The sequence below is a fragment of the Micromonospora sp. SCSIO 07396 genome (genome assembly GCF_053667945.1).
The window spans coordinates 3,164,684-3,189,895 of the sequence record NZ_CM132210.1; the positions used below are offsets into that span (position 1 = coordinate 3,164,684).

A 25,212-nucleotide genomic window follows, 5' to 3' on the forward strand; every position below is an offset into this window, starting at 1 on the left:
GCCGGAACTATCGGCGACAGGTGACCGACCAACGGGACAGAGCATCGGCACAACGGAGGAAGAACCCCATGCGTCCCACCGGTCCACTCGGCACGAATCGACGCGCGTCAGTCGTCTTCGCCGCCACCACCACCGCCGCCCTGCTGGCCGTGGGCACCGCCGGCTGCGGCCCGGCCGACCCGGCGTCGGGCCCCCGGCCGGGCGCCTCGGCCCCGGCGAGCACCCCCGCCGGGGTGATCGGCATCCGGGACCCGTGGGTGAAGGCGGCCGACAAGGGCATGACGGCGGCCTTCGGGACGCTTGTCAACGACAGCGACGCCGACGTCACGCTCACCGGGGCCAGCTCCACGGTGTCGGCGCTGGAACTGCACGAGATGACCATGCAGGACGGCAAGATGATCATGCGGCAGAAGCAGGGCGGCATCGTGATCAGGGCGAAGGGCACCCACGTGTTGGAGCCCGGCGGCGACCACCTGATGCTGATGGACCTCCGCCAGCCGGTGCGGGCCGGCGACGAGGTCACCGTGACCCTCACCTTCGCCGACGGCCGGACCCAGCAGTTCACCGCCGTGGCAAAGCCGTTCACCGGGGCGCAGGAGAGCTACGCCCCCGGCCACGGCGCTCCCGTGCCGCAGCCGAGCGGACAGCCGGCCATGAGCGGACAGCCGACGACCGGACCGACGTCGTGACCGGACACCCGGGGGTCCGTGCGGTGGGCCGGCGTGGCCTGCTCGCCGGCGGGGCACTGGCGGCGGGGGGCGCGCTGGCCGGCGGCGCGGTGGTCGTCGCCGGGCGGGACGGCCCGAGCGACGGGCCGGGCGTGCCGCAACCGAGTCCGGTGGCGGCCGTCGGCAGCCTGGTCGAGCCGTTTCACGGGCCCCGGCAGGCGGGCGTGGCCACCGAGCCGCAGGCCCACGCCGCGTTCGTCGCGTTCACCCTGCGACCGGGAACCGACCGGGCGGCGCTGGGCCGGCTGCTGCGGCTGCTCAGCGATGACGCCGCCCGGCTCACCCAGGGCCGGCCGGCGTTGGCCGACACCGAGGCCGAACTCGGGCTGCTGCCGGCGCGGCTGACCGTGACCTTCGGTTTCGGTCCCGGCCTCTATCGGGCAGCGGGCGTCGACGACAGGCGGCCGGCGTCGGTGGCCGACCTGCCGGCGTTGCGGATCGACCGGCTCCGACCGGCCTGGTCCGGTGGGGACCTGCTGGTGCAGATCTGCGCCGACGACGCGGTCACCGTCGCGCACGCCCAGCGGGTGCTGGTCAAGGACAGCCGGCCCTTCGCCACCGTCGCATGGGTGCAGCAGGGCTTCCGGCGCAGCCCCGGCGTCGAGCCCGCCGGGCACACCCAACGTAACCTGTTCGGCCAGCTCGACGGCACCGCCAACCCCCGCCCCGGCGTCGCGTTGGACACCGCCGTCTGGGTGCCCGACGGTCCGGACTGGCTGCGCGACAGCACCACCCTGGTAATCCGCCGGATCAGCATGAACCTGGAGACCTGGGACCTGCTCGGCCGTACCGACCGGGAACTCGCCGTCGGCCGTCGGCTCGACACCGGCGCCCCGCTCACCGGCACCGGCGAGCACGACGAGCCCGACTTCGCCGCGGTCGGCGACGACGGGCTCACCGTCATCCCCGACTTCTCCCATCTCACCCGGGCCCGGGTCACCGACGACCGGTTGAAGATCCTGCGCCGCCCGTACAACTACGACGGTGTGCCCTCCCCTCAGGGGCACGCCGACAGTGGCCTGATCTTCGCCTCGTACCAGGCCGACGTCACCGCCCAGTTCCTGCCCATCCAACGTCGACTCGCCGACCGGGACCTGCTCAACGAGTGGACCACCCCGATCGGCTCCGCCGTATTCGCCGTCCCACCCGGTTGCCCGCCCGACGGGTGGATCGGCCAGCAGGTCCTCGGGTGAACCGGCCCATGACGACCAGGTCACCGTCCCGCCGGGCCGCCGGGCCGCCCCGCCGAGTCACCGGCCGGTTCGTCGCCGCGCTGCTGGCCGGCGTGCTGAGCCTGTTCGTCGCCGCCCCGCCGGCCCGGGCGCACAACGGCCTGCGGTCCGCCTCGCCGGCCCGGGACGCGACGCTGACCCACGCGCCCACCGCGATCACGCTGGAGTTCCTGGCCCGGCTCGACCCGACATTCACCACCATCGTGCTGACCGACGGGACGAAGCGACGTGTCCCTACCGGCGATCCGGTGGTCTCCGGCACGACGGGAGCCGTCCGGGTGACCGGTCCCCTGCCCAACGGGACGTACACCGTGGCGTACCGGGTGGTCTCCGCCGACGGGCACCCGGTGCAGGGGTCGTACCCGTTCACCGTGGCCGACCCGGCCGGTCCGGCCGCGCCGTCCCCCGGTCCGCCCACCGCGTCCCCCGACCCGCCGACCGCTGCGGCCGTCGCGGTGGGGCGCGGCGGCGGGCGGTCCACCGTCGTCGGTGCCGCCGGCAGCGCGGTAGTCGTCCTGCTGGCCGCAGCAGCCCTGCTGCGTCGGCGACGCCGGTCGCGGCGCCCCTGAAGCCACCCGCCGCCGCTGGGCCGCAGGCGGTCGCGGTCGGCAGACCCGTGCCGGCAGACGGTCGTCCCTTGTGGACCCGTGACGCCGCCGGCCCGTCCGGACATGTGCCGGGAACCGCGGGGACGTCCGCTGCGACTACCTCACCAGGCGGGGCCGATCGCAGGGAATCGGCTGACCCGCAGGCACGGGGCGACCATCGAATACATCCAACACATTCGATCGGATGGATATGTCTGTCACTGAGTTGTCCGACCCGCCGAGGCCGGAACCCGCCCCACCCGCCCGGCCGGCCCGGGGTGGCTCCCCGTTCGGCGCGCTGCTGCTGCGGCTGCACTTCTACGCCGGCATCCTGGTCGCGCCGTTCCTGGTGGTCGCCGCGTTGACCGGGCTCGCCTACACGGTGGCCCCGCAGGTGGACGCGGCGCTCTACGGCGAGGTGTTGACCGTGACGCAGGTGGGTGAGCGCCCGGTGCCGGTGGCCGACCAGGTCGGGGCGGCCCGCAACGCCCATCCGGAGGGCAGCGTCAGCGCGGTGCAGCCCGGCACCGGCGACCGGACCACGAGGGTGGTGTTCACGGTGCCGGAGCTGGCGGACAAGCAGCACACCGTGTACGTCGACCCGTACACCGGCCGGGTGCAGGGGCAGCTCACCACCTGGTTCGGGTCCACACCGGCCACCACCTGGCTGGACGACCTGCACCGCAACCTGCACCTGGGCGCGGTCGGCCGGCACTACTCGGAGCTCGCCGCGAGCTGGCTGTGGGTGCTCGCGCTCGGCGGGGTGGTGCTGTGGTGGCGTCGCCGCCGCGCCTCCCGGTCCACCGCGCGGCACCTGCTCGTACCGGACCTGACCGCCGCCCGCGGGGTGCGCCGGACCCGCAGCTGGCACGCCACCACCGGGATCTGGCTCACCGTCGGCCTGCTGTTCCTCGCGGCCACCGGGTTGACCTGGTCCCGGTACGCCGGGGCGAACTTCGGCGCCGGTCTCGACGCCCTCGACGCCCGCGCCCCGCAACTCTCCACCGCCCTCGCCGCCGGACCGGCTCCGGCCGACCCCGGTGGCGGCCACCACGGTGCCGCCGGGGCCGGCGGGGTGGTCGAGTCGGCCGCCTTCGACCGGGTGCTGACCGCCGCCCGGACGGCCGGGCTGGCCGGCCCGGTCGAGATCGCCCCCGGCGAGCCGGGCTCGGCCTGGACGGTCACCCAGGTCGACAACACCTGGCCGGTGGCCAAGGACCGGGTCGCCGTCGACCCCACGACGGGGACGGTCACCGCCCGCAGCGACTTCGCCGACTGGCCGCTGCTGGCCCAGCTCAGTGGACTCGGCATCCAGGCCCACATGGGGGTGCTCCTCGGCCCGGTCAACCAGATCCTGCTCGCCGCGCTGGCCCTCGGGCTGCTCTGCGTCGTCGTCTGGGGCTACCGGATGTGGTGGCAGCGCCGGCCCACCCGGGCGGACCGCCGGGCCCGCACCGGCACTCCGCCACCCCGGGGTGGTGTGCGGGGCCTGCCGTGGTGGGCGGTGCCCGTCGGCGTACCGGTGGTGGCGGCGATCGGCTGGGCCTTGCCCCTGCTCGGGCTGAGCCTGCTCGCCTTCCTCGTCGTCGACGTCGCCCTGGGCGTGGCGGCCCGACGTCGCCGCGACGCCGCCCCCGCACCGGCCGGCGGATGACGTGCCGCCCCCGGCCGGCACGTCACATTCCCCGGGCGACGATTGACCGGTCGGGGGTCGCGCCGTTACGGTCGACCCACTATCTGCGGCGTCGCGAGGTAAGCCGGTGGGAATCCGGCGCGGTCGCGCCACTGTGAGCGGTTCCGTCGTCGACGGGTCCGTGAGCCAGGACGCTCGGTCGTCCGCAGCCTTGCGATGGGGACGCGTCATCCCCGGGAAGGTTCGAATCCCATGTCGAGTCCCACTCCTGCCCAGCCGCTGGTGCACCCCGTCGGGTCCACCCGTCTGTGGTGGACGGCCCTGGCCGTCGTCGGCGTACTCCTGCTGCTCACCTACCTGGTCGCGTTCGACCAGGGTGCGGTCTCGCGCAGCGGCATGTTCCTGCACGAACTGATGCACGACGGCCGGCACCTGCTCGGTGTCCCGTGCCACTGACCGCTGCCCACAACCCACCCACCTTCGTCACCGTCCTGCTCCGCGGGCTCCTCGCCGGCCTCGTCGCCGGTCTACTCGCGGGCGGTTTCGGCTACCTCGCCGGTGAGCCGCGCATCGACGCGGCCATCGCGATCGAGGAGGCCGCCACCCACACCGGGCCGGTGGCCGACGACCACCACGCCGAGGACCTGGTCGGCCGGGACGGGCAGCGGTTCGGCCTGTTCCTGGCCACCGGCCTGTTCGGGACGGCGATGGGTGGCCTGCTCGCGACCGCGTACGTGCTGCTGCGCCGACGGTTCCCGGCCGCCGACGACGGCCGGTCGGCGTTGCTGCTGGCGGGCGGTGCCCTGCTCGGCGTAGTGCTCGTGCCGTTCGGGAAGTACCCGGCCAATCCCCCGGCGGTGGGCAACCCCGACACCATCGACCAGCGCACCGCCGCCTACCTGGCGTTGGTGGTGCTCGGCCTGGTGGCCGTCTGGGCGGGCACCCTGGGCTACCGGTCGGTCCGCGCCGACGCGCCGCCCTGGCAACGGTGCGGCGCGGCCCTCGGCGGGTTCGTCCTGGTCGCCGGCGTCGGGTACGTCGTCCTGCCGTCGTTCCAGGAGGTCCCGGAGGACTTCCCGGCAGCCCTGCTGTGGAATTTCCGGCTGGCCTCGCTCGGCACCCAGGTGGTGCTGTGGACCGCCCTCGGTCTGTTGTTCAGCGCCCTGATGAGCCGACGCACCGCAGGGCCGCGCCCCGGCGACCGGGCCCGTGCGCCGCTGACCGGTCAGGGCACGCCGGCCCGCCCGTGACCTCGACCAGCCTGCGGCTGGTCGCCCACGCCCACACCGGCGCGCTGCGGCGGGCGGTGTTCGGCGCGGGCGACGACGACCTGGACGAGGGCGGTCGACAGGCCGCCCTCGCCCTGGCCGGTCACGGCCGGACCGGGCCACTGGGCACCGTGGACACCTGTCTGACCAGCCCGGCGACCGCAGCGGTGCAGACCGCGTACGCCCTGGGGTTACGGCCCACCGTCGAGGCCGCGCTGGCCGACTGCGACTACGCCGGCTGGGCCGGGCGCAGCCTGGCCGACGTCGGGGCGCGCGAGCCCGGGGCGCTGCGCCAGTGGTGGGAGACGCCCGGGGCGACGCCGCACGGCGGGGAGTCCCTCGTCGCGCTGCGCGAGCGGGTCGCCGGCTGGCTCGACGACCGGCTCGGGCCGGGCCGGCGGATCGTCGCGGTGACCCATCCGATGGTGATCCGCGTGGCGATCGTGCACGCGCTCGGCCTGCCGATGGCCGCCCTGCCCCGGCTGGACGTCGCCCCCCTGGCGGTGGTGCGCCTCAGCCGGTACGGCCAGCGGTGGCAGCTCCGGTTCACCGCGCCGGCCGGGCCCGGAGACCGACATGCACCATGACCGGCCGGTCCGCCTCCGGCGAACAAGGTGGCGGTGCGGGCCGGTGGCGGTGAGACTCGGTCCTGGCCCCGACCTACCCGGGCGGCGGGGCACGGCAACCGGCTGCGGGTAGGGTCGCGCAGATGACCGGTGATCCGTCGCTGCTCGCCGCCGACGATCCGTTGGCGGTCGCGGTGACCGGGGCGATCCGCGACGGTGACCTCGCCCGGCTGCGGTCGCTGCTCAGCACGCACCCGGGGTTGGCCGCCGGGCACATCGTCGACCGGGTCGGCGGGGTCCGCACCCTGCTGCACGTGGTCACCGACTGGCCGGGCCGGTTCCCGCGTGGTGCCGACACCGTCGCCGCGCTGGTCGCCGCCGGTGCCGACGTCGACGCCCGGTTCGCCGGTCCGCACCGGGAGACACCGCTGCACTGGGCGGCCAGCTGCGACGACGTGGACGTCGTCGACGCCCTGCTGGACGCCGGCGCCGACATCGAAGCTCCCGGGAGCGTGATCGCCGACGGCACGCCGCTGGCCAACGCGCGGGCCTTCGCCCAGTGGCGGGCGGCGTTCCGGCTGGTCGTCCGGGGCGCCCGCACCACCCTCGTCGACGCGGCGACGCTCGGCCTGCACGACCGGGTGGAGCGGGCCTGCACCGGTGACACCCCGCCGTCGACCGACGAGATCGACTGGGCGTTCTGGGGTGCCTGCCACGGCGGGCGGCAGTCCTGCGCCGGGTACCTGTGGACACGCGGCGCGCGGCTCAACCGGGTGCCGCCGTGGGAGCACCGCACCGCCCTGGACGCGGCCGTCCGGCGCGGTGCCACCGAACTGGTCGGCTGGCTGCGGGCGCGAGGTGCCGTCACCGCCGCCGAGTTGGGCCCGCACCCGCCCGATGCCACCGGCTGACCCGGGTACGCCCACCGCCCGGCCCGACGCGACGGCTGCGGGCTACTCCCCGGCGGCCAGCTGCTCCTTGGCCTCGTCGTAGCCGGCCGCCGCCGGGGCGTCGGTCGGCGCGTAGATCACCCGGATCACCCCGGTCGGGTACACCTCGGTCGTGGTCACCCGCAGGTGGTACGGGGTACCCCCGTCGTCGAACAGCCGGCGGCCCTTGCGCGCCGCCACCGGGTGCACCAGCAGCCGTAGTTCGTCGACGAGACCGGCGGCGAGCAGCTGCTGCACCACGGAGATCGAACCGGGGATGAGGACGCCGCCGACACCGGGGTCGTCGCGCAGCGCCGTGACGACATCGACGAGGTCGCCGTCCAGCACCTCGGAGTTGCGCCAGGGCAGCTCCCTCGCCTGCCGCGTGACGACCACCTTGCGCAGGTCACCGAGCTGCTTGGCGAAGGGCGCGTCGTCGCCACCGGCGGCCTCCCGGTCGGGCCACGCCCCGGCGAAGCTGTCGTAGGTCTCCCGGCCGAACAGCAGCACGTCGGCGGCATCGTAGTCCGCGCTGACGGCCCGCCCCATGTTGTCGTCGAAGTACGGGAAGTGCCAGTCGGGGTCGATCTCGGCCACGCCGTCGGCCGAGATGAACAGCGTGGAGATGACCTTTGCCATCGGAAGGGTCCCTTCGGGTCGGTAACCGGACCGGCTCAGCATCCCAAACTCCCCGATCGGGCACCGCCCATCCCCGGTCGCCGGTCCGGCCTGTCGTGAGCAGGCCCTATCCGCGCAGCATGATCCAGTAGCGTCGGGTGGGGCCGAACCGGGTGTCCCCGACGCCTTCGAAGAGGCCGCCGCACCGCTCGATCGTCCGCGCGGAGGCGACGTTGTCGGTCGCGCACACAACCAGCAGCCGTTCCCGACCGAGTAGCCGCGCCTCCTCCATCATCCGTCGCACCGCCCAGCTGGCCAGCCCCCGGCGACGGGCGGACGGACGAATGCCGTACCCGAGGTGGCCGGCCCAGGGTGCCTGCTCGTCACAGTCGGAGCGCAGGGCGATCCCGCCGAGCACCTGCCCCCGCTCGATGATCCAGCGGTAGGTGCAGGTGTCGCCGGGGGCCACGGTCCGGTCCGGCGGTGGTGTCAGTCGTACCAGCCACGCGGCGAACCCGGCCGGCGAGTCCACGTCGTCGGACGGGCACAGTCCGAACCCGTCCTCGTGCTGCCCCGGCCCCCACTCCGCGTGCGCTTCCTGCCAGGCGTCACGCAGGCGGGCGGTGGGGGCGACCAGGTCGGGCACCCGCCGAAGGTACTCCCGCCGGACGGGGGATGCTGCGATCCCGTCGCCGGTGGCGGAAAAGATCGTGGCGGCTGGTGAAACCCGGGGGCGGTTCCGGACATCCTGAGGGGTGAGTCGGGTACCGGCGGCGACCATCGGGCCGGTACGCCGACCGCGATCCCCCACCAGAAGGAGCGGACGATGTCGACGAAACGATGGCTCGCGGGCGTCGGGTTGCTGGCCCTGACCGGCGCAATGGCGGCCTGTGCGCAGACCCGGCCCGAGGCCGAGGCGCCCGGGGCCGAGCCGCAGCGCAAGCCGGCGGCCGTGGCGGTGGGGCTGTCCGCCACCCCGCCGAAGACGAGTTCCGCCCCGCGCGGGTTCACCGGCACCCGGCAGTACACGATCGTCCGGGTCGGGTCGTTCGAGGGCGGCCTGTCGCTGACCGACTCCGGGCGGTTGGCCGAGGTCGACGACGACCAGGGGCGGCAGCTGTTCGTACCGACCCCGCTGGGCGGTGGGAAGTACCTGATCAAGGCGTACGCCCGGACCAGTGCCGGCCCGCTGTGCTGGCGGGTGCATAATCCGGGCAACAGCCAGCCGTTGGTGGTGCAGGCGGCCACCTGCCGCAGCGACGACGCGCGCCAGCAGTTCGAGATCGTCGCGGCGGCCGGCAGCACGCCGTCGTACCTGATCAGCAGCGCCGGGGCGTTCCTGCGGACCTCCGCGCGCTCCGGCCTCATCCTCGAGGAGTTGGGTGACGCCCCGCCGACCAGCAGTTTCCGGTTCACCGACAACGGGCCGGCACCGGCCGGACGGTGACGCTCGGCCGGTCGGGTCGGCCGGGGGCACGACCCCGGCCGACCCGACCGGAACGGGGCGTGGCAGGGGCACGCGGGGCAGGGCCGGGTGGGCCCCGCGCCGGGGTGGGACGGGACCAGAGGCGAGCGGGTGGGTGGAGATCGTGATCGATGCGTGACGCCGAGGAGTTCGACGCGTTCTACGCCTCGTCGGCCCAGCGGGTGCTGGGGCAGGTGTACGCGATGGTCGGCAGCCGTACCGAGGCCGAGGACGCGGTGGCCGAGGCGTACGCCCGTGCCTGGAGCCGCTGGTCGACGGTGCGGGAGTGCGACAGCCCCGAGGCGTGGGTGCGCAAGGTGGCGTACCGGATCGCGGTGAGCGCCTGGCGCAAGACGGTGAACCGGGTGCGGGCCCACCGTCGGGAGGCGGTCGCCCAGCAGGTCGATGCGATCTCGGTCGATCATGTCGTGCTGGTCGAGGCGTTGCGGCGCATCCCCGGCGAGCAGCGCCGGGCGATCGTGCTGCACCATCTGGTCGGCCTCAGCGTGGCCGAGATCGCCGTGGAGACCCGGGCGAATCCGAACACCGTCAAGACCCGGCTGGCCCGGGGCCGCCGGGGCCTGGCCGGGTACCTGAGCGGCGACGAACAGCAGACGACGGCGGGGAGGGGCCATGGGGTCTGACGACATGCTCGACGACGCCCTGCGGGGGCTGGCCCGGCACGCCGGGCAGACCGGTCGGCTCGCCACGGTCGCCGAGGTCCGCCGGCGGGGCGACCGCAGGCGTCGGCAGCGGCACGTCGCGACGGCCGCGGTGGGGGTCGTGGTGCTGGGGACGCTGGGGGCCGGTTTCGCCCTGGCCCGCCTGGCGGGGCCGCCGCAGGCCACCGTGCCCGTCGGTCCGCCCGCCACGACGTCGACGCCGCCTACGGCGACCCCGTCCGCCGGGCCGACGCCGCGTACCCCGGCCACCGGTGGCCCGACGCCCGGCGCGACGGATGCCACACCGCAGGGTTCGGCGACCGCCGATCCGTTGCGGCTCGGGCAGCGCCGGTACGCCCTGGTGCGGTCCGCGGCGGCGGAGGGCGCGGTGTCCCTGCTCGACGACGGTCGCCTCGGTGAGGTCGACGGCGACGAGGGCCGGTCGCTGTTCGTCTTCGTACCCCAGGGTTCCGGCACCTACCTGGTCCGGACCGCCGAACCGGACGCCGACGGCGACCTGGCCTGTTGGCAGGTCCGGTCGTCGGGTTCCCAGCCGCTCACCGTGGCCGGGGCCCCGTGTGAGCCGACGGAGCCACGGCAACTGTTCTCGATCACCGTCGACGGCACGGCCGATGGCCAGCGGACCTACGCCGTCAGCAACAACTCGGCGTACCTGCAGTACTCCAGCCGTCGCGGGCTGATCCTCGAGGAACTGGGCGACGCCCCGCTGACGACGGTGTTCCGGTTCGTCGACAACGGCCCCGCACCGCAGGGCTGAGCCCGGCCCGGGCGCAGGTGGGCCGCGCTCACCGTCGGGGCAGGCCGGCCAGCCAGCGGTCCAGTTCCGCCGGGGAGTCGAAGCGCAGCACAGGCGGCCCGGTGGGGTCGGTCTGCCAGGCCCGCATCCGGCGGCGGGCCCGGCCGTACGCGCCGACGTGCCAGAGCAGGATCGAGTCCCGGGACAGCACGCTGCGCAGTGTCTCCCGGTTGCCGTTGCAGATCACCTCGCCGGTCACTAACCGGCGGAGGGTGCGGCGCAGCAACCGCCCGAAGGACAGCCAGCGCGGGTAGTCCAGGGCGACGACCAGGTCGGCGCGGCCCAGCGGCACGTCCCGCCACCCGTGGTAGGCCCCGTCGATGATCCACTGTTCGCCCTGGCAGATCCGCGTGATCCGGTCGCGTTGCTCGGCGACCGGCACCTCGACCCAGCCGGGCAGCCACAGCAGGTCGTCGACGGGGTGCCAGGGCAGGCCCAGCCGGTCGGCCAGTTCCGCGGCGAGTGTGGACTTGCCCGCGCCGTACACCCCGTAGACCAGGATGCGGGACGGAGCGCTCATCCGGGCAGCCTACGCAGCAGGTACGCGGTCCGCACGGTGCGCCCGGGGCGGTCCGGCGCGACGGTCGCCGGGCGCGGACGGCCGGTCGCCGGTCGGCACGGCGGGTGTCGATGCCTCTTGTCGGAATCTCCCGCCGTCCATTAGTTTGTTTAACATCCAGACCAACTAGCTCCACTTCCACCTGCGAATCCACCACCAGCCCTTTTCGAGGGGGAACCGATGACACCCCAGCAACCCGGCTCGAAGGCCTCGCGCCGCCACTTCCTCGGCCTGGTCGGCCTCGGCACGGCCGCCATCGCCGGCGGCCCCCTGCTCGCCGGGTGCTCCGAGAAGCCGGCCGGCTCCGGCGCCGCGCAGAACCTGGACGCGTACGCCAACCTGCTGCCGACGCAGAAGGACCTCGCCCAGAGCATCAAGCCCGACATCATCGGCACCCGACCGGTGCCCGACGGCTACACGAAGTACCCGACCTCCCTGGTCGACGCGATCACCGAGCGGCCCGGCACCAGCGGCAAGGAGATCACCGCGATGACCCCGGCCTGGGGTCCGGCCCCACCCGGAGTCGCCCAGAACGCCTACCTCCAGGCGGTGAACGCCGAGCTGGGCACGCCGGTGAACTTCACCATCCAGGACGGCAACACCTACGCCGACAAGCTCAACGCGATGCTCGGCGCCCGGGACGTCCCGGAGCTGCTCTGCGTGCCGGCCTGGGAGGTGGACAAGATCCCGCGCTTCTCCGAGGCGATCAAGGTGCTCTTCGAGGACCTCACCGACTACCTCAAGGGCGACGCGGCCAACGCGTACCCGATGCTGGCCTCGTTCCCCACCGGCGCCTGGCGCAACTCGCTGTGGAACGAGCGGCTGATGGCCGTGCCCAACCCGACCGACGGGCCGTTCCCGTGGGCGTTGTTCACCCGCAAGGACCTGCTCGACGCCCGCGGGCTGGCGGTGCCGGCGTCGCTCGACGACCTGCTCACCGTGGCCAAGCAGGTCACCGACCCGGCCAAGAAGGTGTGGGCGTTCGACAACGTCTTCGAGATGATCCAGATGTACCACAAGGTGCCGGCCTCCAAGCAGGGCTGGCGGCTGAAGGCCGACGGGACCCCGGAGTTCAAGTACGAGACCCCGGAGTACCGGCAGGCCCTGGAGGTGATGGCCAAGATCTACAAGGACGGTCTGGTCCACCCCGAGATCGTCGCCAGCAAGGGCGCGGACAACGTCCAGCTGTTCGCCAAGAACGGCGCGATCGTCTTCTCCCGCAACGGGGTGGGCTTCTGGCAGGGCGCCCAGGCCGAGCACCAGAAGGTCAACCCCAAGCTGAACATCCAGCCGGTGCCGATCTTCTCGGCCACCGGCGGTGACCCCCTGGTCTGGGGCGACGACGAGCCGATCTCCTTCACCTTCGTCAGGAAGGGCGTCGGCAAGGACCGGGTCGAGGAGCTGCTGCGGATCATGAACTGGTGCTCCGCGCCGCTGGGTTCGCAGGAGGCGCAGCTGCGGGACTACGGGGTGGCGGGCAAGCACCACACCAGCACCCCGAACGGGCCGGTCAAGACCGACCTGGCGTTCAAGGAGATCGCCAACCAGTACTTCTTCATCAGTGGGCGCAACCCCACCATCGGCCCGTACCCGGAGACCCCGAACTACGTGCCGGACCTGCTGAACTACTCCAACAACATGGTGAAGTTCCTGGAGAAGGACCCCTGGGACGGGGTGAAGCTGGAGATGCCGGCCGCGTACAAGGCCAACCAGGTGCCCACCGAGGACAAGTTCACCGACATGCTGCGGGGTCGCCGGCCACTGTCCGACATCGACGCCATCGTGCAGGAGTGGAAGGCCAACGGGGGCGAGGAAGCGCGGGAACTGCTCGCCAAGTCGCTACCCAAGGCCGGGCGATGACCACTCGCGACACCACCGTCGCGGCCGGGTCCGACCGGACCCGGCCCGACGGGCCCACCCTGGCGGGGCGAGAACGCCGTCCCGCCCGTCGGCGGCGGGTGCCGCTGCGCACCCGGCTCGCCCGGGACTGGCAACTGCTGGCCATGGTGACACCCGGCTTCCTCGTCCTGCTGGTCTTCAGCTACCTGCCGATCCTGGGCAACGTCATCGCCTTCCAGGACTACAACCCCTACCTGGGGGACAACCCGTTGCAGGCGTTCGCGCGCAGCAACTGGATCGGGTTCGGGCAGTTCCAGCTGTTGTTCGAGGACTCGGCCTTCTGGGAGGCGTTCCGCAACACCCTGGCGATCACCGCGTTCCAACTGGTCTTCTTCTTCCCGCTGCCGATCTTCCTGGCGATCATGCTGCACAACCTGCTGTCCAGCCGGTGGCGCGGCTTCGTGCAGACCGTCGTCTATCTGCCGCACTTCTTCAGCTGGGTGCTGGTGGTCACCTTCTTCGTCGCCATGCTCGGCGGCGCCGGACTGCTGGCGCAGACCATGCGCGACGCCGGGATGCAGCCGTGGAACGTGATGACCAACCCGGACACCTTCATCATCCTGGTCACCGCCGAGGCGGTCTGGAAGGACGTCGGCTGGGGAACCATCGTCTTCCTCGCCGCGCTGTCCACCATCGACACCAGCCTCTACGAGGCGGCGGCGGCCGACGGCGCCGGCCGGTGGCGGCGGCTGTGGCACATCACCCTGCCCGGTCTACGCCCGGTGATCGTGCTGCTGCTCATCCTGCGGCTGGGCGACGCGCTCTCGGTCGGCTTCGAACAGTTCCTGCTGCAACGCGACGCGGTGGGCCGGCAGGCCGCCGAGGTGCTCGACACGTTCGTCTACCACTTCTCCATCGCCACCGGGAACTACGGCTACGGCGCGGCGGCCGGCCTGTTCAAGGCCGCGATCGGGCTCGGCCTGATCCTGGCCGCCAACCGGGTCGCCCACCTGCTCGGCGAACGGGGGATCTACTCGAAATGACCGAGACCGTCGCACTGCGGGCCCGCACCGGACGCAACCGCCGGCCGGTGTGGGAGGAGCCACCGACCCGGATCGGCCAGGGGCTCAAGGCCGCCTTCCTGGGCCTGCTCGTGCTCAGCGTGCTCTTCCCGCTCTGGGTGATCCTGGTGACCAGCCTGTCCTCCCGGGAGACCCTCGCCGAGGCCGGCGGCATCGTCGTCATCCCCCGGGGCATCGACACCGCGGCCTACGAGACGATCTTCGCCGGTGGGGCGGTCACCCGGGCGCTGTGGATCAGCACGCTGGTCACCGTCATCGGCAGCGCGCTGGCGTTGACGGTGACCGTGCTGGCCGCGTATGGGCTGTCCCAGCCGCGTTCGGTCGGCTACCGCTGGCTGCTGATCTACTTCCTGGTCCCGTTCCTGGTCTACCCGCCGCTGGTGCCGAAGTACCTGGTGGTGACCGGGCTGGGCCTCAAGGACACCATCTGGGCGCTGATCCTGCCGCCGGCGATCAGCGTGTTCAACCTGGTCGTGGTGCGGGGCTTCTTCCAGGCCATCCCGCAGGAACTACTGGACAGCGCCCGGGTCGACGGGGCGAGCCACTTCCGTACCCTGGGCCAGATCGTGCTGCCGCTGTCCCGGGCGGTCATCGCCGTGGTGGGCCTGTTCTACGCGGTGAGCTACTGGAACGTCTGGTTCGACGCGCTGCTGTTCATCGACCGCAACGACATGTACCCGATCCAGCGGGTGTTGCAGAGCTACCTGCTGGCCGGTCAGGCCCCGCACACCTCCGGCGGCAGCACCGGAGTGTCGATGCCGCCGACCGAGGCGATCAAGATGGCGGTGGTCGTGCTCACCGTCGCCCCGATCGTCGCGGTGTACCCGTTCATCCAGCGGCACTTCATCAAGGGCGTGCTGATCGGTGCCGTGAAGGGCTGACCGGTCCGGGGCGGGGGCGGGTCGGCGGGGATGGCGGCCCGCGTGCGACAGTGGGCGGTCGTGAGCACCCTTGCCGTACGCGGGCTGACCCGCCGGTTCGGCGCGCTTGTCGTCCTCGACGACGTGCGCTTCGACCTCGACGCGGGTCAGGTCGCCGTCGTCGTCGGACCCAACGGCGCCGGCAAGACCACCCTGCTGCGCTGCGTCGTCGGGGCGGACCGCCCGGATGAGGGCGAGGTCCTGCTCGACGGCCGGCGCTGCGACGAGACCGACCCCCGGGTCCGGGCGGCGGTCGCCGCCGCCCTCGACGACATCGACTTCTTCCCCGACCTGTCCGTCGTCGAGCACCTCGAACTGCTCGCCTACGCCCACGGCGGCACCGCCGGACCCGTCGCGGAGGTGCTCGCCGAGCTGGGTCTCGAACCGGCCCGCGACCAACTACCGGCGACGCTGTCCAGCGGGCAGCGCCGCCGCCTCGCCCTCGCCTCCTGCTTCGTACGCCCACGCCGGCTGCTCGTCCTCGACGAGCCGGAGCAGCGCCTCGACGTCCGGGGCCGGGCCTGGCTGGCGCAGCGGCTGCTGCGGGAGAAGGCGACCGGCACGGCGGTGCTGATGGCGTCACACGACACCGACCTGATCGACGCGGTCGCCGACCGGCGGATCGAGATCGGCGGTTGAGGTGACGTCGACCAGGACCTCTCCGCCCGCGCTGGCCACGCCCACGCCCCGGCAGGTGCGGGCCCGGCTGCGCGACGCCCGCCGCCGGCACCATCCCGGTTCGCTCGGCGAGGTGCTCACCGACGCCTACGTCGTGGTGCTGTTCGTCGCCCTGTACGGCTGGTTCGCGGTCGCCGCGATCCGCGACCACCTGACGGCCCCGCAGGTCGCCCGCACCGACCCGGGCGACAGGTACTGGATCGCCGTCGCCGCCGTCACGGCGGGGGCCGGGCTCGTCTGGTGGGGCCTGCGGCTGACCGGACCGCTGCTGGTCACCCCGGCCGCACAGGCCTGGCTGGTCAGTTCCCCGGTGGACCGGCGGGCGTGGCTGCTCCCCCGGTTCGGTGCCCTGGTCGGCGGCGGCACCGTCGGCGGCGGTGTGCTGGCGGTGGCCGCCGCCGTCGCCGGCGGCCACGACCGCCCCGCCGACCTGGCCTGGGCGGCGGTGGCCGGGGTCAGCTGCGGGGCCACCGCGACCGGCTGGGCCGTGGTCGCCCAGAGCGCCCGCCCCACGCCCCGCTGGGCGCGACGGCTCGCCGTCGGGCTGCCCGCCGCCGGGGCGACGATCGCGGTGCTGGTGGTGCTCGGGCACGCCGCCGGACGGTCCCTCCCGCTGCTGCCGGTGCCGCTCACTCCCACCGTCGGCCTGGCGTTGCTGCCGGTCGCGGTGGCGTCGACCGTCAGCGCGTACCGGCGGCTGCCCCGGGTGGACCGGGCGGCGCTGACCACGGGGGCGCAGTTCGCCAACGCCGCCACCACCGCCGCCGTGCTGCTGGATCCGTCGCTGCTCGCCGCGCTGGTGGAGAGCCGCAGGTGGCGCGCGATCGGCCTGGTAAGCGGCCGGCCCCTGCGGGCCGGCGGCCGGTTCGCGGTGCTGCTCCAGACGGAGGTACGCCGGTTGTCGCGGCGTCGGGGCGCCCTCGTCGGCTGGGCCGGGGCGCTGCTGACCATGTACGCCGTCGCGGTGGCGCTGCCGTCGATCGCGGGTCCCGCGCACCTGGTCCTGGCGTACCTGGCGACCTGTCGGCTCACCGGTGGGCTGCGCGCGGTGAGCCGGTCGGCGGGGCTGCGGCGGTCCCTCGGCGGCAACGACGCCCTGCTGCGGCTGACGCACCTCGTCGTGCCGGGCCTCGGGGCCACCGTGTGGTACCTGGCCACCCTGCCGGCGCTGCGGCCGGTCCCCGTACCGCTCGACGCGGTGCTGCTGCTCGGGATCGTGACGGCCGCCTTCTGGGCCGGCACCCGCCCACCCATGCGGTACGGCGGGGCGGTGGTCAACACCCCGTTCGCGATGGTGCCGGTCGATCTGGTCCGGCAGGTGCTGCGCGGCCCGGACCTGGTCGCCGTGCTGGTGGTCGTCCAACTGCTCACGGGGTGACGGCGGCGGCCGGACGCTCAGCGGGCCGGCAGGCAGACCCGGCCGGTGAACGCCGGGTCGGGTTGCCGGTTGCCCGCCCAGGCCGGGTTCGCCGCGATCGGCAGCGGCGGCGCCTGCCAGGCGGCGGCGAAGCTCTGCAACAGCGGGTACTCGGCCCGGGTGTGGGCGATCGGTTTACCGAGCAGGAAGTCGATCAACCGGTCCTGGAGCAGCCTGCGGTCCAGCAGGCCACCGTGCACGCCGGGGATCTGGTAGACCGGAATCCGGCTGTACTCCCCCGGCGGCGCCTCGGTGGCCGTCGCGGTGGGCAGGAAGGCGACGATCCGGACCCCCGGCACGGGACACATCAGCTGGTTGCGGTAGAACGGCGCGTCGTCGAGCAGCGACCGGATGAACGGCTCGTCCGGACCGCCGCCGACGTCGGCGAGCCCGAAGATGGCCCGCAGTTGCCAGCCGGTGACCACCCCCCAGCCCTGGTCGTGGTGCGGGGGCGGGTAGTAGGCCCGGCCGGCGTAGATCAACGGGCTGAACATGACGAGGATGTCGACCGCCGGGTCGTGCCGCCGGGCCAGATAGGTGCGGGCCACCATCGCCCCCTCGCTCTCCCCGATCAGCGCCACCTGCCGTCCGGTGCGCCGGTGCAGCAGCTCCACCTGCCGGGCGAGCAGCGCCACGCTGTCCGCCATCGACCGGGTGGTGTCCGCCGACCCGTACGCCAGCGGCTTCCCGGCGGGGTCGAGGCCCCGGTAGGAGAAACGCTGCACCCGGGGGTCGGACGGCTGCTCACCGCCGTATTCGGAGCCGTAGCCGGTGAGCACGATCACCGCGTGGGTGACCGCGGCGGGCAGCGGTCGTTCCAGCACCGCCGTCCTGATCCACTGCTCGTTGCCCGGGACCAGCTCCGTCACCGGCGGGATGACCAGCGGCACGGCCACGGCCAGCAGCGCCGCCAGCGGGGTCACCGGCACCCGGGCCCACCGTAGCCGCGAGCGCAGCAGCGCCGCCCGGACGGTCCGGTTCCACAGCACCCCGTTGAGCGCCCCCGCCACCCCGGCCACCGGCACCGTCCACCAGCCGGGCACCACCCAGCACAGCGCGCCGGCCACGGTGAGCACCACGAAGTTCAGCAGTGACCAGCCGACCAACGAGATCGACGGCAGCCCCCGCCACCAGTGCTCCACCACGGCCACCCGTTGCAGGAACGGCGCGAGCAGGAACATCGGCAGCAGCGACGCCAGCAGCACCCAGGACAGGGCCACCACCGACGCCGCCACCGAGATCGCCGCCCAGGGTGCGACGAACCCGCCGACCAGCACGCCGAGCACGACGTTGCGGCGCAGCAGCCACCCCAGTGAGGGTCGGGGCACCCCCACCGGCCAGGCCAGCAGCACCAGGCCGGTGGTGAACAGGCCCCGGGCGACCAGCACGTAGGTCAGCCAGAGCACGAACTCCCACCACGACCGGTGGTAGACGTAGAGCCACCGCAGGTCGTGGTAGGTGTCGTACGGCCAGAGGGCGGTGAGCTGCGGGGGGATGCCCTGGGCGGCCCGGAATCCGAGGGCGACCAGCACGGTGGCCCCGATCATCGGCACCAGGCTGGTCACCAGCAGCAGCCCGACGAACCTTCGGTTCACGACCACCCCGTTCCGCCGTACCGTACGCGATCGCGTCTCTCGCAGGCTCCACCGGAACGACGGCCGGCGTCGGCGAATCCGGCACATTGCCCTGGTTCGACCGACTGCGGTGAGTGTTTCCGTCGGCGCTGCCGCCTGGGCCGGACGGGCCCGGGTGGCGCGGGGGACGGCGGCCGGTCCGGGGATGACCGGACCGGCCGCCGTCGCTGATCACTGGACCAGGCAGGTGCCCCCGTTGAACTGGAAGGCGGCCGGCCGCGGGTTGCTCGCGCCTGAGGTGCCCTGGACACCGAAGCTGACCGTGCCGCTCTGCGGCACGGTGCCGTTCCAGGCGGCGTTACGGGCGGTCACGGCGACGCCGGACTGGGTGACCTGCGCGTTCCAGGCGTTGGTGATCCGCTGGTCGGCGGCGAAGGACCAGGTCAACGACCAACTGGTGACCGGGGAGCCGAGGTTGGTGATCGACACCTCGGCGGTGAACCCACCGTTCCACTGGTTGGGCTGCCAGACGACCCGGCACGAGACGGGCGGCGGGGTGGTCGGTGGCGGAGTGGTGGGCGGCGGGGTGGTCGGCGCAGGCGTGGTCGGGGGTGGGGTGGTGGGCGGCGGGGTCGTCGGCGAGGGGGTGGTGGTGTCCCGCGGCGGGAAACGCAGGATGCGGTCGTCGGTCGCCGCCGGGGTGCCGCGTCCGTCCCGGTTGCTGGTGGTGACCCAGAGCCAGCCGTCCGGCCCGTACTCGACGGTGCGCAGGCGGCCGTAGGTGCCGGTCAGCTCGGCCGTCGGGGTGCCGACGCCGCCGGTGCCGGTCAGCGGCACGGTCCACAGCCGGGTGCCGCGCAGGGCGGCGACGAAGAGCCGGTTGCCGGCGACCGCAGCGCCGCTCGGGGACGCCTCCGCGGTCGTCCAGACCAGCAGCGGGTCCCGGAACCGGGGGTCGTTGGCCCGCCCCTCGACCGTCGGCCAGCCGTAGTTGCCGCCGGGCACGATGAGGTTGACCTCGTCCCAGGTGTTCTGCCCGAACTCGGCGGCGTAGAGCCGCCCCTGGGCGTCCCAGGTCAGGCCCTGCACGTTGCGGTGTCCGAGGCTGTAGACCAGGGAGCCGGACGTGGGGTTGTCCGACGGCGCCGACCCGTCCGGCCGCATCCGGAGGATCTTGCCGTTGCGGCTCTGCGGGTTCTGCGCGTTGGCGGTCTGTCCCGCGTCACCGACCCCGGCGTAGAGCATCCCGTCGGGGCCGAAGGCGATCCGGCCGCCGTTGTGGATGGTGGACCGGGCCAGGCCGGTGAGGACCGTCTCCTGGGTCTGCGGCGCGGTGAGCCGGAACCGGACGATCCGGTTGTCGGTGGCGGTGCTGAGGTAGACGTAGATGTAGCCGTCCTGGGCGTACCCCGGGGAGACCGCGAGGCCGAGCAGGCCGCCCTCGCCGGTCGCGGTCACCCCGGAGATCTGGGCCACCTGCTCCGGGGCCTGCCCGGGGCGGACCCGCAGCACCTGGCCGGAGTTGCGCAGGGCCGTCAGGGCGCTGCCGTCGGGCAGGAAGTCCATCCCCCAGGGGACGGTCAGGCCGGTGGCCACGACCTGCGGACGGGTGAAGTCGAAGTCGCCGAGGGCCAGGGTCGTGGCGGCCGGGGCGGCCCCGGCGAGCGTCGCGGTGCCGACGCCGGTGGCCGCGAGCCCCGCCGCGACCGCTGCCGCCACCATCGAACGGACTCTCACGTCGGGCACCTCCGAAGCAGTAAGTGACTTGCGTCAATATAGCCTGACCTCGGTGAAAGCCGCAGCGGTGGACGAAACCGACGCCCGGCGGCGGCCCTCCCGCCGACGCCTACCGGTACGGCGGGCCTGTCGGGGGCGGCGGCTAGCATCCGCCGGTGACCCTCACCCCTGACGACCTGACCGGTTACGTCGAGCGTGACCTCGACGCCGATCTCGCCCGCTGGTTCGCCGACCGCCCACCGGTCGTCGTGCCCGACTCGACCCGGCCGGTGACGCCGATGCTCGACCGGCTGCCACCGCCGGCCGCCTCGGCGTTGGCGGCGTTCGACCGCCGCGTCCGGTCCGGGCGGATGCCCCGGTTCCTCGACATCCACGACTGGTCCTACGGCTTCGACTTCGCCGGGAACGACTGCCGGCTCCTCGACGCCGACTACCGGCCGACGCTCACCGACGACGACGTCTACTCGATCGGCGCCGACGGCGGCGGCAACCTGCACGTGGTCCTCGCCACCGGGCAGGTCGGCCTCTGGTTCCACGAGGAGGAGGTCGTCGAGGGCGGCACCCGTTTCGACACCCTCGACGTCTTCCTCTGGTCGGTCGTGCGTTACCACGCGGTGCGGGCGGGCCGGCTGGAGCGGGCCGCCGTCGAGGCCGACTTCCGGTCGCTGGGCCAGGACGGCGTCCTGCGCCCCGAGGTCGGGCTGCTCAGCACGATGCCGTGACGCGCCACCCCGCCCCCGACACCCCCGATCCGTGACGCCGGCCGGGCCGGGGTGGGCACGCCGCCCGCTAGCGGGCCCGACCGGTGTCGCCGGACTGGGCCCACTCCTTGGCCAGCAGCTGGTAGGACCGCACCCGGTCGGCATGGTCGTGGGTGATCGTGGTGACCAGCAGTTCGTCGGCGTCGGTGACGTCCCGCAGGGTGCGCAGCCGCTCGGCGACCGTGTCCGGCGCGCCGACGAACCGGGTGTCCAGCCGGTCGGCGACGAGCTGCCGGTCGGCGGCGGTCCACGGCAGGGCGGCGGCCTGCTCGGGGCTCGGGTACGGGATCGCGCCCACACCGCTGCGGATGCTGTGCACCCAGTGCCCGTACGGGGTGGCCAGCCGACGCGCCTCGGCGTCGGTGTCGGCGACGACCACGTCGGCGGAGACCACCAGGTAGGGCTTCGCCAGCACCGCCGACGGCCGGAACGCCGCCCGGTACGCGGTGACCGCGTCGAGCACCGTCGCGGGGCTGACGTGGTAGTTGGCGGCGAACGGCAGGCCCCGCGCCCCGGCGAGTCGGGCGCTCTCCCCGCCGCTGCTGCCCAGCAGCCACACCTGCAGGTCCACCCCCTCCCCCGGTACGGCGTGCGCGTCGAGACCGTCGGCGTCCCGGTAGTCGCCGCGCAGCAGCGCGAGGATGTCGTCGAGCTGCCCGGCGAACCCGGGCGGTCGCGCGCCGGCCTGGTGCAGCAGCGCGGTGGCGAGCGCGTACCGGGGTGCGGCGGCGAGGTGGGCGTAGGAGAACGGGGCGGGGATCAGCAGCCCGTCGACCACCCGGGCCCCGGCCGGCGGTGCGACGGACGCGGCGGGTTCCCGGGCGGCGTCCGCGCGGGGCGGTCCGGACCGGCCGATGCCGAGATCGATGCGGCCCGGGTGGAGGGTGGCGAGGGTGCCGAACTCCTCCACCACCGACAGGGCGGTACGGTGCCCCACCAGCAGCGCGCCGGAGCCGACCCGCAGCACGCTGGTGGCTGCGGCGACCTGCCCGATCAGCACGGCCGGCGCGGCGCTGGCCACCCCGGCGGCCAGGTGGTGTTCGGCCACCCAGTAGCGGCGGTAGCCGAACTGCTCGACCCGGCGGGCCAGGTCGACGGTGTGCCGCAGCGCGCCGGCGACGGTGCCACCGGCGGGCACCGGCGACAGGTCGAGCACGGACAGCGCGGTCGATGGCATGGGTGACCCCGTTTCTGCTCAGAGCGGCTCGGCGGCGGACGCCGGCGGACGGAAGGGACGGCTGGGGATCTCCCGGCGCAGCACGGGTGCCACCTCCGCCTGGAACAGCTCCAGGCTCCGCCGGTGCGCCTCGGCGGTCAGCCCGTCCTGGTCGGCCCGCAGGTGCATCACCTCGTGGCCGAGCTGCCCGTGCTGGCGCAACACCTTGTCGACGATCTGCTGCGGGCTGCCCACCAGCAGGGAGCTGCGGGCCAAGGCGTCCTCGATGGTGGGGAAGACCGGCTCCACGCCGAGCCGGCGGGACGCGGCGACCCGGGCGTCGAAGATCGGCCGGTACGTCTCGACCGCCTCCTGCGAGGTGCGGGCGGCGTAGAAGCCGGCGGTGCCGGCCCCGACGAGGGCGTCCGCCGGGTCGTGGCCGTGGTGCACCCACCGTTGCCGGTAGTACCAGACCAGCTCCGCGTACGGCTCGATCGGGTTGACGACGTTGGCGGAGAAGATCGGGTCGCCGTGGCGGGCGGCCAGGTCGACCGAGTCCCGGCTGGTGGCGCTGCCGTGCCAGATCCGGATGGTCTCCTGCAGCGGGCGGGGCCAGGTCTCGGCCTCGGTCAGCGCCGGCCGGTACCGGCCCGACCAGGTGACCCGCTCCTCCCGCCAGAGCCGGCGGAACAGCTCGTAGCCCTCCCGGCTGCGGTCCCACTGGTCCTCGGCGGTGACGCCGAAGAGTCGGGCCTGGACGGCGCCGTTGCCCTTGCCGATGATCAGTTCCAGCCGGCCGTCGGAGAGGTGGTCGAGGGTGGCGTAGTCCTCGTAGGCGCGGACCGGGTCCAGCAGGCTCAGCGTGGTGACCGCGGTGAACAGCCGGATGGTGCGGGTCCGGGCCGCGATGTGGCTGAGCACCACCGGCGGCGCGGAGGAGATGAAGGGGCGTTCGTGGCGTTCGCCGACGCCAAAGCCGTCGAACCCGAGTTCCTCGGCGAGCACGGCGGTGTCGACCACCTCCCGGAACCGTCCGGTGGTGCTCCGCAGTCGCCCGGTGACCGGGTCGGGCAGGTGGGTGATCAGCGTGACCAGCAGGACCTTCATGCCGGGACCGGAGCCTTCCGTCGGGTACCGGGCTGGATCACCAGCGCGAAGCACCGGGAGTAGGGCAACGCATCGTACGGCGGGAAGACCGCGATCGGCCGGTAGCCGGCGCGTTCGTAGCGGCGGACTGCGTCGGGCTGACGGTCACCTGTCTGCAGGACGATCCGGCCCGCGCCGAGCTGCCCGGCCGCCTCCCGGGCGGCGTCCAGGAGCTGATCGGCGATGCCCCGCCCCCGGTGGGCGGGTGCCACGTACATCCGTTTGAGTTCCAGGTCGCAGCCGTGCCAGCGCAGCGCGGCGTGCCCGACCGGGGTGGCGTCGGCGGTGTAGGCCACCCCCGTCCAGGCCACCGAGCCCGGCGCGAACACCCGTTCCGGGGGCAGGTGGATCGGGTCGTACGGGCGGTCGGCGTACCGCTGGCGCAGCTCCCCGGTCATCGCGGCCCGCAGGGCCACCGCGTCCGGGTCGTCCGGGCGCAGCCGGCAGACGGTGACCGGAGTCGCCCGCGCGGCGGTCACGCCGCACCGACCCGGGTGACCGGGCGGGCGGCCCGCAGGCCGAGATGCTCCCGCAGGGTGGTGCCGGCGTACTCGGTGCGGAACACGCCACGTTCCTGCAGCAGCGGGACGACCCGGACGACGAACTCGTCGAGCCCGCCCGGGGTCAGGTGCGGCACCAGGATGAACCCGTCGGCGGCGTCGGACTGCACGAAGTGGTCCATCTGCTCGGCGACCCGCTGCGGGGTGCCGACGAACGACTGCCGGCCGGTGACCTCGATGACCAGGTCACGGATCCCGAGCCCCTTCTCCCGCGCCAGCGCCCGCCAGCGCCGGGCGGTGCCGACCGGGTCCGGGTACATGCCGGCGCGGCCCCGGCTGATCGTGACGGCGTCGACGTCGGGGTCCTCCGCCGGCAGCGGGCCGTCCGGGTCGTAGCCGGACAGGTCCCGGTTCCACAGCTGCTCCAGCAGCAGCATCGCGGTCTGCGGGCTGACCTGCTGGCGACGGATGTGGTGGGCCCGTTCCTGCGCCTCGGCGTCGGTGTCGCCGAGCACGAAGGTCGCCCCGGGAATGATCTTCAGGTCGTCCGGGGTGCGGCCGTACCGGGACAGCCGGGCCTTGACGTCCCGGTAGAACTCCCGCCCCTCGGCCAGGGTGCCGTGCCGGGAGAAGATGGCGTCGGCGCTGGACGCGGCGAACTCCCGGCCCTCGGGCGAGTCGCCGGCCTGCAGGATCACCGGGTGCAGTTGCGGGCTGCGCGGCACGGTGAAGTGCCCGGCGATGTCGAACTGGTCGCCGTGGTGGGCGAAGACCCCCGGGTCGGCCCCACGGACGTACCTGCCGGTGGCGCGGTCACCGACGACGGCGTCCGCCGGCCACGACTCCCACAGCCGGCGGGCGACCCGGACGAACTCGGCGGCCCGCTCGTAGCGCAGCGACCGGTCGAGGTAGCCGCCCCGGCGGAAGTTCTCCCCGGTGAACGCGTCGGAGGTGGTGACCACGTTCCAGGCGGCCCGCCCGGCGCTGAGGTGGTCCAGGGTGGCCAGCTGCCGGGCCAGCTCGTACGGCTCCCGGAAGGTGGTGTTCAGGGTGCCGGCCAGCCCCAGGTGGGTGGTGACGGCGGCGAGCGCGGCCAGCACGGTGAGGGTGTCCGGCCGGCCCACCACGTCCAGGTCGTGGATCCGGCCGCGTTGTTCCCGCAGCCGCAGGCCCTCGGCCAGGAAGAAGAAGTCGAACCGGCCGCGTTCGGCGGTGCGGGCCAGGTGGACGAAGGAAGCGAAGTCGATGTGGCTGCCGGAGGCCGGGTCGCTCCACACGGTGGTGTTGTTCACGCCGGGGAAGTGCGCGGCCAGGATGATCTGCTTGGGCATGGGTCCT

At 73.8% G+C, this 25,212-nt stretch carries 26 protein-coding genes, 1 pseudogene and 1 riboswitch; of the genes and pseudogenes, 17 read left to right on the forward strand and 10 right to left on the reverse strand.

The features are described from left to right. Positions 1 to 68: 68 nt before the first annotated feature. From ACWCHM_RS13515 to ACWCHM_RS13550, 8 genes are all read left to right on the forward strand, one after another. A complete protein-coding gene (locus tag ACWCHM_RS13515) occupies positions 69 to 689 on the forward strand; it encodes a copper chaperone PCu(A)C (protein ID WP_454222636.1) in 621 nt (206 codons plus the stop codon). A gap of 23 nt (positions 690 to 712) precedes the next feature. Next, a complete protein-coding gene (locus tag ACWCHM_RS13520; protein WP_281903075.1) occupies positions 713 to 1,921 on the forward strand; it encodes a Dyp-type peroxidase in 1,209 nt (402 codons plus the stop codon). Positions 1,922 to 1,929: 8 nt separating this feature from the next. Further along, positions 1,930 to 2,529 (forward strand): copper resistance CopC family protein, encoded by a 600-nt coding sequence (locus ACWCHM_RS13525; protein WP_421488510.1) that lies wholly within the window; start codon positions 1,930 to 1,932, stop codon positions 2,527 to 2,529. Between the two features lie 229 nt (positions 2,530 to 2,758). Beyond that, positions 2,759 to 4,201 carry a PepSY-associated TM helix domain-containing protein gene (locus ACWCHM_RS13530; RefSeq protein WP_454223077.1) on the forward strand — a complete coding sequence of 481 codons (1,443 nt, stop codon included), beginning with the start codon at positions 2,759 to 2,761 and terminating at the stop codon, positions 4,199 to 4,201. A gap of 55 nt (positions 4,202 to 4,256) precedes the next feature. After that, a riboswitch (cobalamin riboswitch) is annotated at positions 4,257 to 4,398 on the forward strand. 34 nt (positions 4,399 to 4,432) lie between these two features. Beyond that, positions 4,433 to 4,636 (forward strand): CbtB domain-containing protein, encoded by a 204-nt coding sequence (locus tag ACWCHM_RS13535; RefSeq protein ID WP_281898019.1) that lies wholly within the window; start codon positions 4,433 to 4,435, stop codon positions 4,634 to 4,636. Beyond that, positions 4,627 to 5,430 (forward strand): CbtA family protein, encoded by an 804-nt coding sequence (locus ACWCHM_RS13540; protein ID WP_281898021.1) that lies wholly within the window; start codon positions 4,627 to 4,629, stop codon positions 5,428 to 5,430. The genes ACWCHM_RS13535 and ACWCHM_RS13540 overlap by 10 nt, the downstream gene beginning before the upstream one ends. After that, positions 5,427 to 6,035: a histidine phosphatase family protein gene (locus ACWCHM_RS13545; protein ID WP_454222638.1), complete on the forward strand. Its 609-nt coding sequence runs from the start codon at positions 5,427 to 5,429 to the stop codon at positions 6,033 to 6,035. Before ACWCHM_RS13540 ends, ACWCHM_RS13545 begins: the two co-directional genes overlap by 4 nt. 122 nt (positions 6,036 to 6,157) lie before the next feature. Beyond that, a complete protein-coding gene (locus tag ACWCHM_RS13550; protein WP_281898024.1) occupies positions 6,158 to 6,925 on the forward strand; it encodes an ankyrin repeat domain-containing protein in 768 nt (255 codons plus the stop codon). Between the two features lie 42 nt (positions 6,926 to 6,967). Here the strand turns inward: ACWCHM_RS13550 and ACWCHM_RS13555 are convergent, their stop codons facing one another. Next, positions 6,968 to 7,582 carry a dihydrofolate reductase family protein gene (locus ACWCHM_RS13555; RefSeq protein WP_281898026.1) on the reverse strand — a complete coding sequence of 205 codons (615 nt, stop codon included), beginning with the start codon at positions 7,580 to 7,582 and terminating at the stop codon, positions 6,968 to 6,970. Positions 7,583 to 7,688: 106 nt separating this feature from the next. Then, entirely contained in the window at positions 7,689 to 8,207 is a 519-nt protein-coding gene (locus tag ACWCHM_RS13560; protein WP_454222639.1) for a GNAT family N-acetyltransferase, read from the reverse strand. 180 nt (positions 8,208 to 8,387) lie between these two features. Between ACWCHM_RS13560 and ACWCHM_RS13565 the strand changes: the two genes are divergently transcribed. From ACWCHM_RS13565 to ACWCHM_RS13575, 3 genes are all read left to right on the forward strand, one after another. Further along, entirely contained in the window at positions 8,388 to 9,008 is a 621-nt protein-coding gene (locus tag ACWCHM_RS13565) for a hypothetical protein (protein WP_421488517.1), read from the forward strand. Between the two features lie 149 nt (positions 9,009 to 9,157). Continuing rightward, positions 9,158 to 9,670, forward strand: a complete 513-nt coding sequence (locus ACWCHM_RS13570; protein ID WP_204960222.1) for a SigE family RNA polymerase sigma factor — start codon at positions 9,158 to 9,160, stop codon at positions 9,668 to 9,670. Beyond that, positions 9,660 to 10,466: an RICIN domain-containing protein gene (locus tag ACWCHM_RS13575; protein WP_454222641.1), complete on the forward strand. Its 807-nt coding sequence runs from the start codon at positions 9,660 to 9,662 to the stop codon at positions 10,464 to 10,466. The genes ACWCHM_RS13570 and ACWCHM_RS13575 overlap by 11 nt, the downstream gene beginning before the upstream one ends. A 28-nt stretch (positions 10,467 to 10,494) precedes the next feature. On the opposite strand, the gene ACWCHM_RS13580 is transcribed toward ACWCHM_RS13575, so the two are convergent. Continuing rightward, positions 10,495 to 11,025 carry a P-loop NTPase family protein gene (locus ACWCHM_RS13580; protein ID WP_281898033.1) on the reverse strand — a complete coding sequence of 177 codons (531 nt, stop codon included), beginning with the start codon at positions 11,023 to 11,025 and terminating at the stop codon, positions 10,495 to 10,497. A gap of 219 nt (positions 11,026 to 11,244) precedes the next feature. Here ACWCHM_RS13580 and ACWCHM_RS13585 point away from each other — a divergent pair, with 219 nt between their 5' ends. From ACWCHM_RS13585 to ACWCHM_RS13605, 5 genes are read left to right on the forward strand one after another with little or no spacing between them, the layout of a single operon-like run. Continuing rightward, on the forward strand, positions 11,245 to 12,924 hold the full coding sequence (locus ACWCHM_RS13585; protein WP_454222642.1) for an extracellular solute-binding protein: 1,680 nt from the start codon (positions 11,245 to 11,247) through the stop codon (positions 12,922 to 12,924). Next, positions 12,921 to 13,946, forward strand: coding sequence for an ABC transporter permease (locus tag ACWCHM_RS13590; protein WP_204960226.1), 1,026 nt, complete (start codon positions 12,921 to 12,923; stop codon positions 13,944 to 13,946). The genes ACWCHM_RS13585 and ACWCHM_RS13590 overlap by 4 nt, the downstream gene beginning before the upstream one ends. After that, entirely contained in the window at positions 13,943 to 14,866 is a 924-nt protein-coding gene (locus tag ACWCHM_RS13595; protein WP_421488519.1) for a carbohydrate ABC transporter permease, read from the forward strand. Before ACWCHM_RS13590 ends, ACWCHM_RS13595 begins: the two co-directional genes overlap by 4 nt. Positions 14,867 to 14,926: 60 nt before the next feature. Further along, positions 14,927 to 15,544: an ABC transporter ATP-binding protein gene (locus ACWCHM_RS13600; RefSeq protein ID WP_421488520.1), complete on the forward strand. Its 618-nt coding sequence runs from the start codon at positions 14,927 to 14,929 to the stop codon at positions 15,542 to 15,544. A gap of 1 nt (position 15,545) precedes the next feature. After that, the gene (locus ACWCHM_RS13605; protein ID WP_454222643.1) at positions 15,546 to 16,961 is read left to right on the forward strand and encodes a DUF6297 family protein; all 1,416 of its coding nucleotides are present in this window, start codon (positions 15,546 to 15,548) and stop codon (positions 16,959 to 16,961) included. A 17-nt stretch (positions 16,962 to 16,978) separates the two neighbouring features. On the opposite strand, the gene ACWCHM_RS13610 is transcribed toward ACWCHM_RS13605, so the two are convergent. From ACWCHM_RS13610 to ACWCHM_RS13620, 3 genes and pseudogenes are all read right to left on the reverse strand, one after another. Then, a complete protein-coding gene (locus ACWCHM_RS13610) occupies positions 16,979 to 18,682 on the reverse strand; it encodes a hypothetical protein (protein WP_454222645.1) in 1,704 nt (567 codons plus the stop codon). Positions 18,683 to 18,805: 123 nt separating this feature from the next. After that, a complete protein-coding gene (locus ACWCHM_RS13615; protein ID WP_372446005.1) occupies positions 18,806 to 19,063 on the reverse strand; it encodes a cellulose binding domain-containing protein in 258 nt (85 codons plus the stop codon). 180 nt (positions 19,064 to 19,243) lie between these two features. After that, positions 19,244 to 20,296, reverse strand: a pseudogene (locus ACWCHM_RS13620) (PQQ-dependent sugar dehydrogenase); the annotation flags it as partial. A 170-nt stretch (positions 20,297 to 20,466) separates the two neighbouring features. On the opposite strand from ACWCHM_RS13620, the gene ACWCHM_RS13625 reads away from it, so the two are divergent. Continuing rightward, positions 20,467 to 21,033, forward strand: a complete 567-nt coding sequence (locus tag ACWCHM_RS13625; protein WP_281898043.1) for a hypothetical protein — start codon at positions 20,467 to 20,469, stop codon at positions 21,031 to 21,033. Between the two features lie 67 nt (positions 21,034 to 21,100). Here the strand turns inward: ACWCHM_RS13625 and ACWCHM_RS13630 are convergent, their stop codons facing one another. Genes ACWCHM_RS13630 through ACWCHM_RS13645 form a run of 4 tightly spaced genes read right to left on the reverse strand, consistent with a single transcriptional unit; the run spans position 21,101 to position 25,205 of the window. Continuing rightward, on the reverse strand, positions 21,101 to 22,249 hold the full coding sequence (locus ACWCHM_RS13630) for an LLM class flavin-dependent oxidoreductase (RefSeq protein WP_454222646.1): 1,149 nt from the start codon (positions 22,247 to 22,249) through the stop codon (positions 21,101 to 21,103). Between the two features lie 18 nt (positions 22,250 to 22,267). Next, positions 22,268 to 23,335, reverse strand: coding sequence for an LLM class flavin-dependent oxidoreductase (locus tag ACWCHM_RS13635; RefSeq protein ID WP_454222647.1), 1,068 nt, complete (start codon positions 23,333 to 23,335; stop codon positions 22,268 to 22,270). Further along, complete coding sequence (locus ACWCHM_RS13640) at positions 23,332 to 23,853, reverse strand: GNAT family N-acetyltransferase (protein WP_454222648.1); 522 nt, start codon at positions 23,851 to 23,853, stop codon at positions 23,332 to 23,334. Before ACWCHM_RS13640 ends, ACWCHM_RS13635 begins: the two co-directional genes overlap by 4 nt. Further along, complete coding sequence (locus tag ACWCHM_RS13645; protein WP_454222649.1) at positions 23,850 to 25,205, reverse strand: NtaA/DmoA family FMN-dependent monooxygenase; 1,356 nt, start codon at positions 25,203 to 25,205, stop codon at positions 23,850 to 23,852. Before ACWCHM_RS13645 ends, ACWCHM_RS13640 begins: the two co-directional genes overlap by 4 nt. Between the last annotated feature and the right edge of the window lie 7 nt (positions 25,206 to 25,212).